At 44.1% G+C, this 17,057-nt stretch carries 19 protein-coding genes; 10 read left to right on the top strand and 9 right to left on the bottom strand.

All coding sequences use genetic code 11. The features are described 5' to 3' along the window. Window positions 1-66: 66 nt before the first annotated feature. On the bottom strand, window positions 67-981 hold the full coding sequence (locus GVN20_RS07675) for a TIGR01777 family oxidoreductase (RefSeq protein ID WP_166557753.1): 915 nt from the start codon (window positions 979-981) through the stop codon (window positions 67-69). A 467-nt stretch (window positions 982-1,448) separates the two neighbouring features. On the opposite strand from GVN20_RS07675, the gene uvrB reads away from it, so the two are divergent. Continuing rightward, window positions 1,449-3,467: an excinuclease ABC subunit UvrB gene (uvrB, locus tag GVN20_RS07670; protein ID WP_166557752.1), complete on the top strand. Its 2,019-nt coding sequence runs from the start codon at window positions 1,449-1,451 to the stop codon at window positions 3,465-3,467. Between the two features lie 23 nt (window positions 3,468-3,490). Continuing rightward, window positions 3,491-3,892: a thioesterase family protein gene (locus GVN20_RS07665; protein ID WP_166557751.1), complete on the top strand. Its 402-nt coding sequence runs from the start codon at window positions 3,491-3,493 to the stop codon at window positions 3,890-3,892. A 1-nt stretch (window position 3,893) separates the two neighbouring features. Here GVN20_RS07665 and GVN20_RS07660 read toward each other — a convergent pair whose 3' ends face one another. Continuing rightward, on the bottom strand, window positions 3,894-4,148 hold the full coding sequence (locus tag GVN20_RS07660; protein WP_166557750.1) for a Txe/YoeB family addiction module toxin: 255 nt from the start codon (window positions 4,146-4,148) through the stop codon (window positions 3,894-3,896). 3 nt (window positions 4,149-4,151) lie between these two features. Next, on the bottom strand, window positions 4,152-4,406 hold the full coding sequence (locus tag GVN20_RS07655; protein ID WP_166557749.1) for a type II toxin-antitoxin system Phd/YefM family antitoxin: 255 nt from the start codon (window positions 4,404-4,406) through the stop codon (window positions 4,152-4,154). 126 nt (window positions 4,407-4,532) lie between these two features. Between GVN20_RS07655 and arfB the strand changes: the two genes are divergently transcribed. The 3 genes from arfB to nadC all read left to right on the top strand — a co-directional run bounded on the left by arfB (window position 4,533) and on the right by nadC (window position 6,468). After that, window positions 4,533-4,934 (top strand): alternative ribosome rescue aminoacyl-tRNA hydrolase ArfB, encoded by a 402-nt coding sequence (gene arfB / locus GVN20_RS07650; protein ID WP_166557748.1) that lies wholly within the window; start codon window positions 4,533-4,535, stop codon window positions 4,932-4,934. A gap of 3 nt (window positions 4,935-4,937) precedes the next feature. Beyond that, the gene (locus GVN20_RS07645; protein ID WP_166557747.1) at window positions 4,938-5,477 is read left to right on the top strand and encodes a GNAT family N-acetyltransferase; all 540 of its coding nucleotides are present in this window, start codon (window positions 4,938-4,940) and stop codon (window positions 5,475-5,477) included. A gap of 157 nt (window positions 5,478-5,634) precedes the next feature. Continuing rightward, the gene (nadC, locus tag GVN20_RS07640) at window positions 5,635-6,468 is read left to right on the top strand and encodes a carboxylating nicotinate-nucleotide diphosphorylase (protein WP_166557746.1); all 834 of its coding nucleotides are present in this window, start codon (window positions 5,635-5,637) and stop codon (window positions 6,466-6,468) included. Window positions 6,469-6,627: 159 nt separating this feature from the next. Here nadC and GVN20_RS07635 read toward each other — a convergent pair whose 3' ends face one another. Further along, window positions 6,628-7,302: a hypothetical protein gene (locus GVN20_RS07635; RefSeq protein ID WP_166557745.1), complete on the bottom strand. Its 675-nt coding sequence runs from the start codon at window positions 7,300-7,302 to the stop codon at window positions 6,628-6,630. Window positions 7,303-7,732: 430 nt separating this feature from the next. Between GVN20_RS07635 and GVN20_RS07630 the strand changes: the two genes are divergently transcribed. The 4 genes from GVN20_RS07630 (at window position 7,733) to GVN20_RS07615 (ending at window position 10,512) form a co-directional block, all read left to right on the top strand. Further along, a complete protein-coding gene (locus GVN20_RS07630) occupies window positions 7,733-8,137 on the top strand; it encodes a hypothetical protein (protein ID WP_166557744.1) in 405 nt (134 codons plus the stop codon). Window positions 8,138-8,143: 6 nt separating this feature from the next. Next, the gene (locus GVN20_RS07625; RefSeq protein WP_166557743.1) at window positions 8,144-8,800 is read left to right on the top strand and encodes a hypothetical protein; all 657 of its coding nucleotides are present in this window, start codon (window positions 8,144-8,146) and stop codon (window positions 8,798-8,800) included. Window positions 8,801-8,992: 192 nt separating this feature from the next. Further along, a complete protein-coding gene (locus GVN20_RS07620; protein ID WP_166557742.1) occupies window positions 8,993-9,823 on the top strand; it encodes a sensor histidine kinase in 831 nt (276 codons plus the stop codon). Between the two features lie 38 nt (window positions 9,824-9,861). Next, on the top strand, window positions 9,862-10,512 hold the full coding sequence (locus tag GVN20_RS07615) for a response regulator transcription factor (protein WP_114065349.1): 651 nt from the start codon (window positions 9,862-9,864) through the stop codon (window positions 10,510-10,512). A 14-nt stretch (window positions 10,513-10,526) separates the two neighbouring features. Here the strand turns inward: GVN20_RS07615 and GVN20_RS07610 are convergent, their stop codons facing one another. Continuing rightward, entirely contained in the window at window positions 10,527-11,642 is a 1,116-nt protein-coding gene (locus GVN20_RS07610; protein ID WP_166557741.1) for an acyl-CoA desaturase, read from the bottom strand. 197 nt (window positions 11,643-11,839) lie between these two features. Between GVN20_RS07610 and GVN20_RS07605 the strand changes: the two genes are divergently transcribed. Then, window positions 11,840-12,484: a hypothetical protein gene (locus tag GVN20_RS07605; RefSeq protein ID WP_166557740.1), complete on the top strand. Its 645-nt coding sequence runs from the start codon at window positions 11,840-11,842 to the stop codon at window positions 12,482-12,484. Window positions 12,485-12,492: 8 nt separating this feature from the next. On the opposite strand, the gene GVN20_RS07600 is transcribed toward GVN20_RS07605, so the two are convergent. The 4 genes from GVN20_RS07600 to GVN20_RS07585 all read right to left on the bottom strand — a co-directional run bounded on the left by GVN20_RS07600 (window position 12,493) and on the right by GVN20_RS07585 (window position 16,904). Further along, window positions 12,493-14,991 (bottom strand): bifunctional UDP-N-acetylmuramoyl-tripeptide:D-alanyl-D-alanine ligase/alanine racemase, encoded by a 2,499-nt coding sequence (locus tag GVN20_RS07600; protein ID WP_166557739.1) that lies wholly within the window; start codon window positions 14,989-14,991, stop codon window positions 12,493-12,495. Window positions 14,992-15,089: 98 nt separating this feature from the next. After that, window positions 15,090-15,482: a VOC family protein gene (locus tag GVN20_RS07595; protein ID WP_166557738.1), complete on the bottom strand. Its 393-nt coding sequence runs from the start codon at window positions 15,480-15,482 to the stop codon at window positions 15,090-15,092. Window positions 15,483-15,586: 104 nt separating this feature from the next. Continuing rightward, entirely contained in the window at window positions 15,587-15,985 is a 399-nt protein-coding gene (gene yiaA, locus GVN20_RS07590; RefSeq protein WP_166557737.1) for an inner membrane protein YiaA, read from the bottom strand. 187 nt (window positions 15,986-16,172) lie between these two features. Next, entirely contained in the window at window positions 16,173-16,904 is a 732-nt protein-coding gene (locus GVN20_RS07585) for a hypothetical protein (RefSeq protein ID WP_166557736.1), read from the bottom strand. Window positions 16,905-17,057 lie beyond the last annotated feature (153 nt).

Below are 17,057 nucleotides of genomic sequence, written 5' to 3'. Positions count from 1 at the left end.
TAGGGTAAAATTTAATTGTCAAAGTTAAAAAAACATTTCAAAACTGTACTATGGTCCTTTGCCTTTTTAGGATTTAAGCAAGTCTTGCAGGGCCGCTGATACGGATTCAAATGAGTAGGTAAAATCGGTTGTTTTTGCAATTCTATCGTTAACTACATAATTGCTACCGAGTACTACATCTGCCATTTGGCCAAACAAAATTTTTAAAGCGAAAGAGGGAACATTTGGAAGCCATAGGGGGCGTTTCAACACTTTAGCTATTTGACTTGTAAAGTCTTGATTCGTCACAGGTGCTGGGGCGACCGCATTGTAAATACCGCTCCATTTCTCATTCTCTAGGGCTTCAATGTACATTTTACATAAATCCTCAATGTGAATCCATGAAATCCATTGTTTGCCGCTACCAAGCGGGGAGCCGACTCCCCAGCGAATGGGGGCGGCGATTTTTGGCAATGCACCTCCTTGCATACTCAATACCACACCCACCCGCAATTTAGTGGTTCTGACCCCTACATTATGGATGAGCTCAGATGCGTTTTCCCACGACCGAGTTACATGTGATAAAAAATCTGTGCCAGAGCGGGTTTCTTCCGTTAAACGAATATCGCCAGTATTTGCCCCGTAAAAACCCGTTGCCGAAGAAGATACAAAGGCTTTTAACTTATAGGGACGTCCTTGCAAGTGACGGGCTATGAGCTCAATGCTTTGGGTACGACTCGTGATGATTTCTTGTTGCCGCGCGCGCGTCCAACGTTGGTCGGCAATTCCTGCTCCCGCCAAATGAATCAAATAGTCAGCCTTGGCCAAGGCCTCTTCTTCGATGATTCCTTTGGCAACGTCCCATTTATACACCTTCACATTGGGGACTGGTTCTTTTTTTCGACTAAGGTAAGAGACTTCATAGCCTTTTTCCAATAAAAGTGTGGTAAGGCGGCTTCCAATCATTCCGGTGCCTCCCGTAATTAAAACAGTTTTGGACATCTTGTGCCTTTTTTACATGAGTTGAAAAGAGTACTAACCTATAAACTAAATATACGCCCAAAAAGTGGTACAGACCCGAAAAAAATACCGTGAAATAAGCGCGGGACTTGTATTGGAGGTTTTTATTCTCCCGCAATTGATGAAGTAAAAAGCATGCTTATTTTTGAGGTTTATGGTATTGATAGTGTATTTTTTTTGTTGTAATTGATTAATAAAGAGCGGTTTGTGGGTGAATATATTGCTTTTGTATTCTTGTAAAGCAAATTGTAGGGTATATTTTTTTTGTTTTTTATATAGTTTGGCATTATCCTTGTTTAGTTTTTTGTATAATATAATAGAGTAGGGTAATTTGGCATTAGCCTCACTTCTTTGAAGTGAGGCCATGTTTTTTTATGGGGAGGAAGTAATTGGAGCGAACTTTTAAAATAAGTTAGTTTGTTGCTAATTATGGACTTAACAGCCTTCTTATGTCATTTAGACTCATTTCTGATTATCAACCCACGGGAGACCAACCGCAGGCCATTGCCAAATTAGTTGAAGGAATACGCGAGGGAGAGCGGGCCCAAACCCTTTTGGGGGTGACGGGTTCGGGAAAAACCTTTACCGTAGCCAATGTGGTAGCGCAACTGGACCGACCGACCTTGGTTTTGAGCCACAATAAGACCCTTGCTGCTCAGCTGTACGGAGAATTCAAACAGTTTTTTCCAGATAATGCCGTCGAATACTTTATTAGTTATTACGACTACTACCAGCCAGAAGCGTACATTTCAACCACCAATACATACATTGAGAAAGACATGGCCATCAATCAAGAGATTGATAAGTTACGTCTTTCTACTGTATCGTCTCTGATGTCGGGGCGGCGCGATGTGCTCGTGGTGGCGTCGGTGTCGTGTATTTATGGCGCGGGCAATCCCGAAGAATACCGAAAAAGTATATTGCGCGTTGGGGTGGGCGAAATCATGAGTCGAAACCAGTTTTTGTTTCGATTGGTTGAAATTCTTTACAGTCGCACCGAGGCAGAGTTTGCCCGGGGAAATTTTAGGGTCAAGGGAGATACCGTCGATATTTATCCCAGCTACGCTGATTTTGCGTATCGTGTTATATTCTTTGGCGATGAAATTGAGGAAATTCAACGTATAAATCCCACCAACGGCAAGAAAATATCGTCCGAAAAAATGGTGGCTATTTTCCCCGCCAATTTATTTGTGACAGGGCGAGAGGTGCTGTTGAATGCCATTCACGAAATTCAGGATGATTTGGTGGCTCAAGTGCGCTATTTTGAGCTGGAAGGCCGACACATGGAGGCCCAGCGCATCAGGGAGCGTACGGAGTTTGATATGGAGATGATGCGCGAACTTGGGTATTGCTCGGGCATCGAAAACTATTCGCGTTACTTTGACCGTCGTAAGCCTGGCGAACGCCCTTTTTGTCTGATTGATTATTTCCCGGAGGATTTTCTGCTCGTGGTAGACGAAAGCCACGTGACCATGCCCCAAATCAGGGCCATGTGGGGAGGCGACCGCTCGCGGAAAGAGTCTTTGGTCGACTTTGGATTTCGACTGCCAAGCGCGTTGGACAACCGTCCGCTTACTTTTCAGGAATTTGAAGAATTGGCTGGACAATCGGTGTTTGTGAGTGCTACCCCCGCTGATTACGAATTGCGCCGAACGGACGGCGTAGTGGTAGAACAGATAATTCGACCAACAGGCCTGCTTGACCCTGAGATTGAAGTGCGGCCGAGTATCAACCAAATTGATGATTTATTGGAAGAAATTGATAAGCGAGTCAAACGAAACGAACGTGTATTGGTGACGACACTCACCAAACGGATGGCGGAAGAATTGAGCAAATATTTGGAACGCGTGGGAGTGAAGGGGCGCTATATTCACTCCGAGGTAAAAACCCTCGAACGGGTCGAAATCCTGCGCGATTTGCGCTTGGGGGCGTTTGATGTGTTGGTCGGCGTTAACCTTCTGCGTGAGGGGCTAGACCTGCCTGAAGTATCTTTGGTGGCTATTATGGATGCCGATAAAGAAGGTTTTCTTCGTGATATTCGTTCGTTGATTCAGACCATTGGCCGCGCGGCGCGGAACGAAAACGGAAAAGTGCTGATGTACGCCGACCGAATGACGGGCTCAATGCAAAAAGCGATTGACGAAACCAACCGCCGTCGCGCCATTCAGTTGGCTTATAATGAAGAAAACGGCATCACGCCCAAGACCATCTTCAAGAGTCGAGAAGCCATCATGGAGCAGACTTCGGTGGCGGATTCCAGAGGGTCTGGAAAACGGTTTTATGTGGAGCCAGACGAGATTCGGATTGCAGCCGACCCCGTTATTCAATATTTGGGCAAGCCCGAAATTGAAAAACTTATTGCCGAGACCCAGCGTAAGATGGAAATTGCGGCTAAAGAACTCAACTTTTTGGAGGCGGCCCGTTATCGTGATGAGATGTTGCAGCTAAAAGAAAAATTGAAGAACTAAACTTTCGAACTTACCATTCCCTGATGTCGCCTAACGCTGCTTTCGCACTAACGATGGTTGTTTCAGCCGCAGATATTGACGAACTTAATCACGTCAATAACGCCGTTTATCTGCAATACGTGCAAGAAGCAGCCATGAGCCATTGGCAGAGTGTAGCCTCGAAATCCCTTCAGGATGAGGTAGTTTGGATGGTAAGACGTCATGAAATAGATTATTTGCGACAGGCCATGCTGGGAGATACACTCCTCATCAAAACGTGGGTAGGCCAATACACCGCCGCCACTTGGGACCGGCATTATGAGATTTATCGGGTCAGTGATAATCGGTTATTGGTCAAGGCCATGAGCGTTTGGGTGCCGCTCGACCGTCAAACCCATCGCATTAAACGCCTCGAAGGGGCGCTGTTGGATTGCTTTTTGGGGTGAGTCAATAATGAAATCTGCATTGAAGAATATGGATTCGGTCATTGAGCACTTGGTAAACTAAAAGATGTTCTTCGGTTATTCGTCGAGACCAATATCCACTTAGGCTTGCCTTCAACGATTCAGGCTTTCCTTTTCCTTCAAATGGGGTCCGAAGACACTCTTTTATAAGTTCATTGATACGTTTGAGAACATTTTTATCAGTGCGTTGCCAATAGAGGTAATCCTCCCAGGCATCGCTGTCCCATGATAGATTCATTACTTAATCTCCAATTAAATCGTGGGATTCATACAGATTTTTTTTGCTTCTCTCAACTGCTTTCAGTAGTCTGTCGCGGTTATTTTCGGTACTGAGTAAATGCAGTGTCTCCAGAATGGAATTATATTCGTTAAGAGAGAGTAAAACGACATTTTTGTTCTCACTCCGGTTAATAATCACCAATTCACCGTCTTCTGTTACTTGGTCAAGGGCGGATTTGAGGTTTTTGCGGAAAGAAGAATACGTAACAACTTGCATATTTGTACATGATTTTGTACAAAATTACGTACTTTTGACGAAAACCCCCAAAAAATAACGATTATAAATGAAGCTCCTCATTGAAAGGGTGTAAGGCTTCAAAGTATGTAATAAAATTCGAATCAAATGAATCCTGAAATTCTTCATCCCGAACTCCTGTTTCAAACCGCGCGCAGCGGTGGAAAAGGCGGGCAGAATGTAAATAAAGTCGAGACAAAAGTTGAGTTGCGCTTCGACGTCGCCAATTCATTGCTTTTGTCGGAAGAGGAAAAAGCCGTACTATTGGAAAAACTCGCCAACAAATTGACCAATGAAGGTGTATTGGTGCTGTATCACCAAACCGAACGTTCGCAGTTTGGCAATAAAGAAAAAGTAGTCAAAAAGTTTGACGCCCTGATTCGCAAGAGTTTTGAAAAGCCCAAGCCGCGCAAAGCCTCAAAACCCACCGCAGCCTCCAAAGAAAAAAGATTACAGACCAAACAGCGCGACGCGGAAGTAAAAGCCTTGCGTCGGAAAATATCGGAATAAGTAATGAGTGATTTTAATTTTGAAGTACAGCCGTTAACGGATATTTTACGAATAAAACACCTTGGTTATCAGACGTATTTGCCGCATTATGCGCATTTGTGGTACAACACTGAGGGCATAGATTGGTACTTGCATAAATGTTTTAATGAAACACAACTCGCCCTTGACTTAGCCAATCCTGACGTATCTTATTTTTGTATTCGGGTCAACGGTGAAGATGCTGGTCTGCTCAAACTCGTCAAGAATAAAGCGCCGCTTGACCAAAATCCGCTGCAGTGTCTTTATCTCGAAAAAATCTATTTCCTAAAATCGTATACGGGTTTGGGGTTGGGTCAGAAAACCATGCATTGGGTATTTGAAAAAGCCCGTCAATCCGAATTTATACAAGTTTGGTTAATGGCGATGGACTCTTCGCAAAAAGCCATTGAAAGTTACAAAAAAGCGGGCTTTTCGCTGCTTGCGCCTTCCCGTCTCGACGACATTGAGTTCAGTCGTTTGAAGTCAGAACTTCGCGGAATGGTGATTCTTGCCAAAAAAATATAGCCCCCTTTTTTTTAGTAAATTTTTGTAGAATTTATTTCTCAACGCATAGGGGAATATTTTCCCCCTTTTTACTCGAAGGGAGACCGATAGCGGCTTTGACATTCATCAGATGACCGCATGGGTTTGGGGTATACTAAACAAAAACTTATCTTGCGGCATGGATATTCGTGATTACATTCGTTTAGCAATTTCAGAGGATGTGGGCGACGGCGACCACACTTCCCTTTCTACCATCCCCCGCGACGCTGAGCGCCGCGCCCGACTGTTGGTCAAAGAAGACGGCATTGTGGCGGGAGTCGAGGTGGCCAAAATCATTTTTGAAGAAGTTGACCCGTTGTTGCAGGTGGAGCTTTTGATGCACGATGGGCAGGCCATTCAAAAAGGCGATATTGTTTTGACCGTTAGCGGCGATGCACAGGCTATTTTAAAGGCGGAGCGCTTGGTACTCAATACGATGCAACGCATGAGCGGTATTGCTACTTATACGCGTTCGTTGGTAAATATGTTGGATGGATTGCCAACTAAGCTCCTTGATACCCGTAAAACCACCCCTAATTTTCGGATTTTTGAGAAAATGGCCGTGAAAATCGGCGGAGCGGTCAATCACCGGTACGCGCTTTATGACATGATCTTAATCAAAGATAATCATGTGGATTATGCGGGGGGGATTGAGGCAGCCATTACGCAAGCCAATGATTATCTGGCTCGTACGGGACGAAAATTGCACATCGAAATTGAAGTACGAAGCCTCACCGAACTGGAAGAAGCCCTGCGAGTAGGACGAATTCAGCGCATTATGCTCGATAATTTTAGCCTCGAAAACCTCCGCACTGCCGTGGAGCGAGTAGGAGGGAAGTACCCTACCGAAGCCTCGGGCGGTATCCGGGAAGATTCAATTCGAGCAGTTGCCGAAACGGGCGTAGATTACATTTCATGCGGCGCACTTACCCATCAAATCAAAAGCCTTGACTTGAGCCTGAAAGCGTATTGATTTGCATTTGTATAATCTAAAAAGGGAGGATTTTATCAAAACTTATTGATAAAAATCCTCCCTTTTTGACTTTATGTTGGAGGAAATATATTCCCCTTGAACCGAAGTGAAAAGAATGTAGTGTGCTGAAAATCAGGAAAATAGCTTGTGTTTTTGTGGCTACTGGTTGATTGGAAAGCTAAGCCCGACGTAGAGCATTTGGGAGCGTAATCGAAAACGTCTATTGTCGTCTACCAGAATATTGTTTGTTTTATATTCACTCACTGCCAGTAGGTAGCTTACCTTGACCGCAACTCGTTCTGTAATACGCAAACGTGCAAATAACTCACTGTTTAGCGTGCCTTTTACATGGTCTTGGGGGAGTTGGAGCGCGAAGCCAGAGGGGCTTGCTTCTTGGTAGGTTCGGTGCAGGTTTAAAGAATCTACTTTGTTGAAACCAGAGGAGCCCAAATAAAAGCCAGAACGGCGTGTTCCTAAGGCAAAACCTAAAATATCGGCGTTGGCTCCAAGCTCCAATCGGTTGAATAACGATAGCTGAAAACCTAGATTGAAATTAAAGGAAGTGATGGCTGTTTTGAGTTGAAGCGTATCAATATTTTGCATGACTAGGGGCGCATTGATGGCCAATCCCGACTTTCCACGGGTTAGTTCTGACGGGGCAGTTGTGTAGTCTAACGTATTGGTTATCAGATGAGAACCTCTCACTCCCCAACCTACTTGGAAAATGCCTTTTCTATCCAGTTTGAGGTATTGATTGTAAAGAAAACTGATATTTGATGACTTATCTTTCCAAGCCACTCCCACATCCATTCTGGTTTGGATGGGATTAAACAACTGGGCGTATGACGTTTTGGAAAAAAATGATAAATATATATATGCTAATAAGGATAAAAATGCTTTAAATCTCATTTTTGGGCTAATTTTGGTTAGTTTGCTAATAACTTTACGTGCAAATGAATATGTTTATTATTGAATCACAAAAGTTCGAGTGGTTATTTTTCTAAAAAACTAAAAAAGCCGGAGGCAACTGCCTCCGGCTTTTTTTCCTAACCTAACCTATGAGAAAAAATCTTGCATCATTGAGATGCTGATTCAACCAAACCCGTTACAAATGTCGTGCCTGAGGCCGAAATATTTTAGCGTAGAAATACCTGTTTTTCACAAAACGCAAATTTAGTTTCTTCAATTATCCAACGGTTTGCATATCTATAACCCCTTCCTTAGCTTGCGGCATTGTTTCACTTTTTTAATCCCTTTTACCAACATGCCAAAAATTGCAGGGCGCTTTTTTTCAAAAGCAGAAATCGACAAGTACCGTGGCGAATTCAAAAAAGCCCATCAGCCCTTAGCCCACGAGCCCCAAAATCCAGATGAAAACCGACAGGCAGAATACTTTAGCCGTGAGATATTGCAACAACTCCTCGACACCGGTTGCGACGGCTTGCGTATTTACTACGGCGTAGCGCCCGAAACCAACGGAGAAATTGACCCCGCAGGCACAGCCATGATGCGCCGCCTGTTTTTGGTGCCCGTAAAGATTGACGAAAAAGGCAACGGAAGAGATTTTCAGTTTAAAGCTATCAAAAGTGCTTCGGGTGAGAAGGATGGAACCCCAGGAGATGGCGGTGCCGGAGGGGGATTGCCTTGTCCCGGATTTTGTAATCCATAAAATTCTATGATTACTTTATTTCTTGCATATTTTGCTGATTTAAGTATTGTTATACCTACAATTATTGCAATAATTAGAAGGGGCTATTTTAATACTGACATTTACAAACTAATAGGTATCTATGGTTTTTTAACACTATTAAGAAATGCGGTGACCCTTATAATGAATCAGTTAGGAGTGTATAATATTTACATCTATAACTGGCATAATTTGTTGGAGTTTATTCTTATTGCAATCATTTACAGGATTGCTGTAAAAAACCACTATTTCAAATATTTAACAATTGGGGGCATTCTTATTGTAATATGTACCGCATTTTTGGATTACAATACACTACTTAATGCCAAAACAAAAGACTTTAATCAATTTTCCTACAATGTATCAGGCTTTATTGCAATCGTTTTTATTCTTTTTTACTTTTATCAACTTTTGAAAAGCCTTCACGTTCCTAATTTGACAAGATACCCTTTGTTTTGGTTTAGTGCAGGTGCTTTACTTTATTATGCAGGTACCATATTTTCTTATATTTTTATTGAAACTACTTTTAACAGTACTATTGAATTGAGGCAACAATATTGGATGATTGATGCAGTCCTGTCAATAGTTTTCAGCGTTTTTCTTTGTTTTTCTATCTGGTACATGAAGCCCGAGAAAACCGTTTGATAATTTTAGCTGAAACGAGTATTCATCGTCGGCGAGGTTTTGTTAATTATAATGCAACCTCGCCGACGTTTAATCTCACACCATACCGAGTCACTCGCTCGGTTTTTTTGTGCCGTTAACTAAAAAAATAAAGCGTCCCGAGTTTTTCTACGTATTTTTGAGCGGCTCATATTACAGTCATCTAGCCCGGATATGGAATCTCCCTATGTCATCATTATCGGGACGGGCATCATGCTGATTATGGCAATGTTCATTGTGCTGTTTGTGATGTATTATCAACGCAAGCAGATTGAACAACAGATGCGCGTCAAAGACATGGAAGCCGAATTTCAACGTAAGCTTCTGGAGGTTTCTATGGCCTCAACCGAAGCTGAGCGCCGGCGCATTGCTCAGGATTTGCACGATGATATTGGGGCGTTGTTGTCGGTTACAAAATTGACATTCAATGCTTTATACGGACAGCTAGGCTCCAAAGACCAAGCCGAGCGGCTCGCCAAGCAGGTACGAGAAGCCCTCGACGAAACCATCAGCCACGTGCGGCGCATCAGTCGCGAACTCGTGCCTACCACGCTGGAGCGCTTTGGGTTGCCGGCAGCGTTGCAGGAATTTGCGGCCAAAAGCATCGGTAGCCATACGGTTCGGATTACGTTTGGCTATTCGGGAGACGAAAGTATACGCATGGAGCCGAAGGTAGAACTGATGCTGTACCGGGTGGCGCAGGAACTTATCAACAACGCGCTCAAACATTCAGGCGGAACCAACGTTCACGTTCAGCTGTCGTTGCCGCCTGAAACTTTTGGCTTGGTTGTGGAAGACAACGGCCACGGGTTTAATTTGCAAGAGGCCCATACGCGTCCTTCGCCGGGGTTGGGGCTGGATAGTATTGAAGGGCGATTGCGGGTTATCAACGGAAAAATTAACTACGAAACAGGTCCCCAAAAAGGCTGTCGTGCGGTGGTGGAACTCAGGCAGTTGGTGCTGTTTGAGAAAGCAAAAAAACGAGACGTTGAAAAAGCACAATAAGACGACGGTAGCAGACAAATTCAAAGTGTAAAAATCGGATGGAAAAGATTAAACTCGTAATAGCAGATGATCATAACCTTTTCAGAAAAGGGATGACGGCTATGTTGAATCAAATCGGTGATTTTGAGTTGATTGGGGAGGCTGCCAACGGCAAAGAATTGTTGGATTTGTTGGCCCGCGTCACGCCCGACATTGCCCTGCTGGACCTTCAGATGCCCGTAATGGATGGAGTCGAAACGACCGAGCACATTCAGTCGCAGTTTCCGCACGTCAAGGTGATTATCGTTTCCATGCACGAAGAAGACCGTTTCATCATTCACCTGCTTGAAAAGGGCGTCAACGGCTATCTGCTGAAAGACTCCGAGCCGGGAGAAGTCGAAAACGCCATTCGCCGCGTCATGTCTGATGGTTTTTATTACAGCGATTTTGTATCCAAAGCCCTGCACCGCAAAGTAATCACGCGGGCTACGCCACCGGCGCCGCTGTTTAACAGCAAAGTACAAATCTCTCCGCGAGAAATGGAAGTATTACAATTGCTCTGCGAGGGCCTTTCAACGCTAGAAATCAGCGAAAAGCTGTTTGTGAGCCCCCGCACGGTGGAAGGCCACCGGCTGCGGTTGTTGGAAAAAACGGGTACCAAAAATACGGCGGGGCTAGTGGCATACGCGTTCAAAAACGATTTGCTTTAGCCCCGGCCAAGACGCTACCCGATGGCTTCGTTGAGGTCGGGAAGGCGTCCAAGTTGGTGTAGATTGGCAATGTGTGAGCGCAAAGCCACCCCAAACGACGGATTTTCTAAATAGGGAATCCCAAACTCTTCGGCGGTTTCTTTGACAATCGGAGCCAATTCTGGGTAGTGAACGTGCGCAATTTTGGGGAAAAGATGGTGCTCTACCTGAAAATTCAACCCGCCTACGTACCACGAAAGCCATTTGTTATGGCGCGAGAAATTGACGGTTGTATTCAACTGGTGAATGGCCCAATCGTTTTCGATGATGCCTTTTTCGTTAGGAAGCGGATGACTCGTTCCTTCTACCGCGTGGGCAAGTTGAAACACCGTGGTCAGAATCACGCCGCCTACAAAGTGCATCACCAAAAATCCAAGGATTACTTCGCCCAATGGCAAATGAAATACCAACGTGGGTAGGCCGATAATAATGGCAAAATAGATGACTTTTACCAGTGTGATTCTGAGCAGCGTCATGGCATTTTCGGCTTTGGTTCCCTTATTTACGCCGCTTCTGGTGAAGCCAATAAACTGAATATAGTCTTTGGCCAACACCCAATACAGCGTCAAAATTCCGTAGAAAAAAAAGGCGTAAACCCACTGAAGCTGATGGAAGGATTTGATAGGTGTGTGGGGCGAAAATTTTAGCACCAACTTATCATTGATGTCCTCGTCGACGTGCACCACGTTGGTGTACATGTGGTGTAACACATTGTGTTGCAGGTTCCAATTGAAGGTGGAGCCACCCAGCATATTGAGGTAAATATTGCCAATCCAGTAGTTTGTTTTTGTGTTTTCTGAATACGCGCCGTGATTGGCATCGTGCATTACGCTCATTCCCAGCCCCGCTAATCCCAGTCCCATAATAAACCATAGCGCAAGGCTGATGCCGAAGGGAGGTTGCAACCACAACAAAACGATAAAAGGAAGTAGATACATTGCCGTCAGAACAGCTGTTTTTATAATCAGCGTGCTGTTGGCGTTTTTTGAGAGTTGGCGGTCTTGAAAATAGGCATCGACTCTTTTCTTTAACGTAGGGAAGAATTGGTTTTTGTCTTTGTTTACGAATCTAATTTGTGTTTTTTGTTTCACTTTTCATAAGGTTAGGTGAATTGACTGGCATAAGTGGTGTAAAAATAAGGACGGTAGGCTAAAATTTCTAACGATTAATAAAATAGACCTTTACAATTCGGTGAAATGTCATTGTTATTTGTAACATTGCGGACTAAATTGTGTTCGTAATGTCAAATAATTACATTGTAAGATTGGTAATTTTAACTGGTAAAAAAATGAAAAAGATTCTGTTGATTGCTGCTTTAAGCATTTTTTGGGGGTATACTTGCGAAGCACAGACCGTTTTGCCTGATAAGCGTGAAATTGATAAATCAAATTTTGAAGGCTTATATGTAACGACAAAAATCGAAGAAAAGTATCTTGGTAAATATTGGGAAGATTACCTCAAACAGTACGGTAAGGTAAGCAGCTCACGAGGCGGGGTGTACCGGGCACCGAGTGCGAGTATACCTAGTATTTCATCCTCGCCCATCAATTTGGCAAGTCAAGTAAGCTCAAAAAAGGGGCTTTCTCAGGTGTTTATTTACCTAGATTTGGGCAACGGCTCGTACGTGACGCAGGGTACCAAAGGATACGCCGAAGCTGAAACATTTCTGAAAAAATTTGCGGAAGACGCCATCCTCTACGACGACGCCCGGGTAGCTGAAGAAGCCATGAAAGAATCAGAAAAGAACTTTAGCAAACTGACGCGAAAAGGCGAAAGTCTAAAAAAAGACATTGAAAAAACCGAAAAAGAACTTGCTAATTTGCGTAAAGACCTAGAAGTGAACGTAAAAGACGTAGCAACTTCACAGACCGATCTGGAAACCAAGAAAAAGACGTTTGAAGACGCAAAAGCCAAAGTCCCTACCAAACAATAAACCTTAGGTTATTCTTTGTAAAAAACGCGTTTGACTCGCTCACTGATGCCAGTCAAAAGTTCGTAAGAAATGGTCCCGATTTGATCTGCCAATTGTACGATTGGCAGGTCATTTCCAAATATAATGACTTCGTCACCTTCCTGAACCGTAACGCCCGTTGCGTCTACCATGGTCATGTCCATGCACACATTGCCCACTACTGGGCACAAAGCACCGTTGATAAGTACTTTGCCGACTCCCTTGCTAAAACGGCGGTCAAAGCCGTCGGCGTAGCCAATGGCAATGGTTGCGATGGAGGAGGCTTTCTCTAATATTCCGTTGCGGCTGTAGCCGATTGTCTCGCCTGCGGGGAGGTGTTTTACCTGAGAAACCACCGTTTTGAAAGTGCCGATTTGCTGCAAGGCCCGTTGTTCTAGCCGATTTACTTCTACACCATAGAGTCCTATTCCCAACCGCACCATATCCAGTTTATAATCGGGAAACCGCACGATGCCCGCCGAATTAAGAATATGGCGAAGCGGTCGATACCCCAACGCCTGTTCAAGCAGCGTGGCTCCCGAAACAAAACGCTCGTATTGTAAACGGGTAAATTCATTATGAATGGCTTCATCTGCTCCCGCCAAATGGCTGAAAACTGAAGCCACTTTTAGGGTCGGAGATTGTTGTAATTTATGAATGAGCAACGGCAAATCGACCTCCGTAAAACCCAGCCGGTGCATGCCTGTATCGAGCTTGATGTGAATCAGCACCTCTTGCGTAGCTTCTTTAACTTCCTCTTCCGTGGTTGGGCCTGAATGCTGAAAACTGAGCCATTCGTCCAAGATTTTGTGGCTGTAAATCTCAGGTTCGAGTTGATATTCAATCAGTTTTTCAAATGTAGATGGCGATGGATTCATGACCATAATGGGCAATTCAATACCATTTTGGCGTAGCTGAACCCCTTCATCGGTGTAGGCCACGGCCAAATAGTCAACCCGGTGAAACTGCAATAATTGGGCTACCTCGGCGCTGCCGCTACCGTACGCAAACGCCTTGACCATGACCATAATGCGCGTATCGTTGCCTACGCGGTTTCGGTAAAAGTTAAGGTTGTGCGTTAGGGCATCCAAGTTGATCTCCAACACTGTACCATGTACTTTTTGCTGTAAACGATGCACAATCCGCTCAAACTGAAAGGGGCGGGCTCCTTTGATAAGTACCAGCGAATCTCGGAAGGAGTGGGTAGATAATTTGGCAAGAAAGTCATTGGTAGTCGTAAAATATTGGGCTTCCACCTCAATGAATTGGGCATTTCGTTCAAAGGCATCACCGATAGCAATGAGTTTTTGAACGCCCTTTTCGTGCAGTAAAGTGTTGATTTGCGTGTACAGTTCGTCCTCTTTTTGGCCTGTTTGCAGCAAATCAGACAAAATCGCCACTTTTTGGGTACGCTGTTCTTGTTGGCTCAAAAAATTGAGCGCAATCGTCAACCCTACAAGGTCGTTGTTGTAGGTATCATCAATTAAATAGCAATTATTAATCCCTTCCTTCAGCTCAAGACGCATGGAAATAGGCCGCAAACGCCCTATTCGGTGCCTGATTTCGGCCGAAGGAATGCCCAGCGTAAGCAGTAGAATCAGGCAATGTATGGCGTTTTCGACCGATGCTTCGTCGGTAAAAGGAACGGCAAAAAGTTGGTTGTCGTAGGTTTCAATGGCTGACTTCAGCACCACGTAGGTTTGTTCAGTATCTTGGTGCCACTCGGCCTGAATCAAGCTGTTTTCGCCTGAACCCCAGCTGATTAACTCGCATTTTGGATTGACAGACTTTAAAATGAGGTTAATTTCTTCGTCAATGTCGGTGTAATCGGCGCGATAAATGAGTTGTTGGCATTGGGTAAAAAGACGTAACTTTTCGGTTACTTTTTGTTTCCGACTTCTAAAACCCTCGTCGTGAGCGGAGCCGATATTGGTAAAAATACCGATGCTGGGTTGAATGATTTCCTGAAGCGCTTTCATTTCGTGAATCTGCGAGATCCCCGCTTCAAAAATCCCCAAAGTATGGGTGTCGTTCATTTGCCATACCGAGAGCGGCACGCCGATTTGTGAGTTATAGCTTTTAGGGCTTTTGACGGTTCGATAATCGGCACTGAGGAGTTGCCCGAGCCATTCTTTGACGATGGTTTTGCCGTTGCTACCCGTGATGCCGATGACGGGGATGTCAAATTTAGCACGGTGGCGTTTTGCCACATCTTGCAACGCTTTTAAACTGCTTTCGACGCTCCAAATTCTGGCGTTTTCAAAAGACTCAATGGTGACTAAGAGCTTGTTATCAAGGCTTTTTTGTTCAATTACAAATTGGCGAACGCCTTTTTTGTACAGTTCGGCTAAGAATTGATGACCGTCGTGGCGGGCGCCTTTGATGGCAAAAAAAATCGTTTGTTGCGGGAAAACCAACTGCCGGCTGTCGGTGAGCAAATAAGTGGCGTTGGTATCAATCGGGGTATTTTGAAAAATCGTGGCGGTCATTTTAATTCTAAAATTTCCGCCAAAAATAATGTTTCTGGTCGAAGTTATTCGCTTTATTCTCAGAATGTCATGAAGAGCAACTTTGATAAATAGCCTTATTAAGCATTACTTTTACTTTCCAAAAGGTCCCATTTATTGCCGTACAAATCCTGAAATACCACCACCCATCCGTATGGCTCCGAGCGTGGTTCTTCCAAAAACACTACCCCTTGTGCCTTCATATTTTCGTAGGTTTGCCAAAAGTCATCGGTGTATAAAAAGAGGAACACCCGCCCACCGGTTTGGTTTCCAATGTGTTGTTTTTGTTCGTCCGTAGCGGCTTTGGCCAACAGTAAGCCAGCGCCTTGAGCATCAGAAGGGGCAACGATTACCCAGCGTTTTTCGGGTGTGAGCTGAATGTCTTCAAGGAGGATAAAACCTAATTTTTGGGTATAGAAGAAGATGGCTTCGTCGTAGTCGTTGACCAACAATGTAAGATGTCCTATTCTCATGGGTGCAGTGGTGGAGTTTGTTGTTTTATTACCGCAATCGTCCATGAAAAGGTTCAACGGTAAGACTGTGCGAAGCTAAAAAACTTCGCACAGTGCTCCATTTTCTAACCTTGTTTTTTAAAATCCTGACTGTCGCGGGTGTTTTTTTGTACGGCGATGGCGCCAAACATACTCAGCAAAAAAGCGAAGGCATAGAAGCCCTTTTCGCTGGGCAGCATGGTGGCATTCCAAAGCCCGACGGCCAAAAGCGTAATGGCCAAAATGGTGGAAAACCAACTGATACCGTAGTAAATATCGGTGACGGGGACGCCCTCCAAACGGTCGCGGACGCATTTTTGCACCGACACGGCGGAGAATAATCCGTACATAAGAATCGTAAAATAATACCCTTTTTCGTTAAGTAGCATTTCGGCTCTCCAAAGTCCGATGAGATACCCTAACATTCCTGCGCCCAATGCCACCCAAGAGGCACCGATAAAAGCACTTGACGGTTTTTGATACATGGCTGTTGTCATTTTGTTTTTCTTTTCGTAAAATTCGTGGGACGAAGTTTGAAGAAAAACCTAAAATGACCAACTAAACGCCTGATTTTCTGACGTTCTACTTATTTTAAGGTCTATTCTGAAAATGCTCCTGAAAATGCTGTTGCCTCAAACGCCAAGTACAAGAAGATGAGAAGTAAAGCGGGGGCTACGGATTTATTTTTTTTAACACCACCGAAAGTTCGTAACTATCTTTAATGGATTGCTTTTCTTCGGCGGTCAGAACAATGTCGCGGTTGAATTTTCGGCCTTCAAAACGCACTTTTACAGGTTTGGAAGTGGAATCAGCAATGGCTTGAATAATGCCGTTGTCGCCTGTTTCACGATAGTATACATTTTCCCAAAAGGTATCGCCTTCGTATTGCTGCTTATTGTTCTTGTTGTAGGATTCAATTTTTGGACTGCTTAAATACAAACTTCCTACTTTCACTTTAATATGGTTGTGAAAAATCCAATCGTTCCCGTAAAATTGCGACTCTAAGTAGATAAATCCGTCTTCGCGGACATGGGCTTTCAGGGTTTTGCGTCTGGCGGCTTTTTTGCCAAAATTCTTGTGTGTATACCAGCCTTTGTCCTGAAAGTCGTCTTTTGCAAAAGTGAAATTTTTGGCCATTTTGGCAAATTTTTTCTTATAAAAAGCTCTCTCAGCGGCGCGCTCTGCGGTGATATTGGGCACTTTGATGGAAGCATTGGTGTCTATTAGGGCGGCATCATTGTTGGCTGATTCTACCCTTGAAATTTCGGTAGCAGAATCAGTAGGTGAAGAAGGTGCGTAAATACTCCTAACAATCAACAGAATACATACGGCAAGTGAAATAACAATAACAGTTATGACCGACGAACTTATTAGGTTTTTAGGGCGAGGTTTTGAGTTTTTCATGTTGATTCCCTGCATATCTATGGAATGAAAACAGAGGAGCTGTCGTCACTCAATAGCGAAACTGTTTTGTGTTAGTTTCTTTACAAAAGTAAAGAAACTAAAAACACAACGGGGAGAAAGTTATCAAAATGAGAGAGAGGGGTTTTTATGCGC

Source organism: Runella sp. CRIBMP, from assembly GCF_009905605.1.
In the GTDB taxonomy this organism is placed as follows: Bacteria; Bacteroidota; Bacteroidia; order Cytophagales; family Spirosomataceae; genus Runella.
Note: the sequence above shows the minus strand (reverse complement) of the source record. Positions and strands in the feature narration are given on the sequence as shown.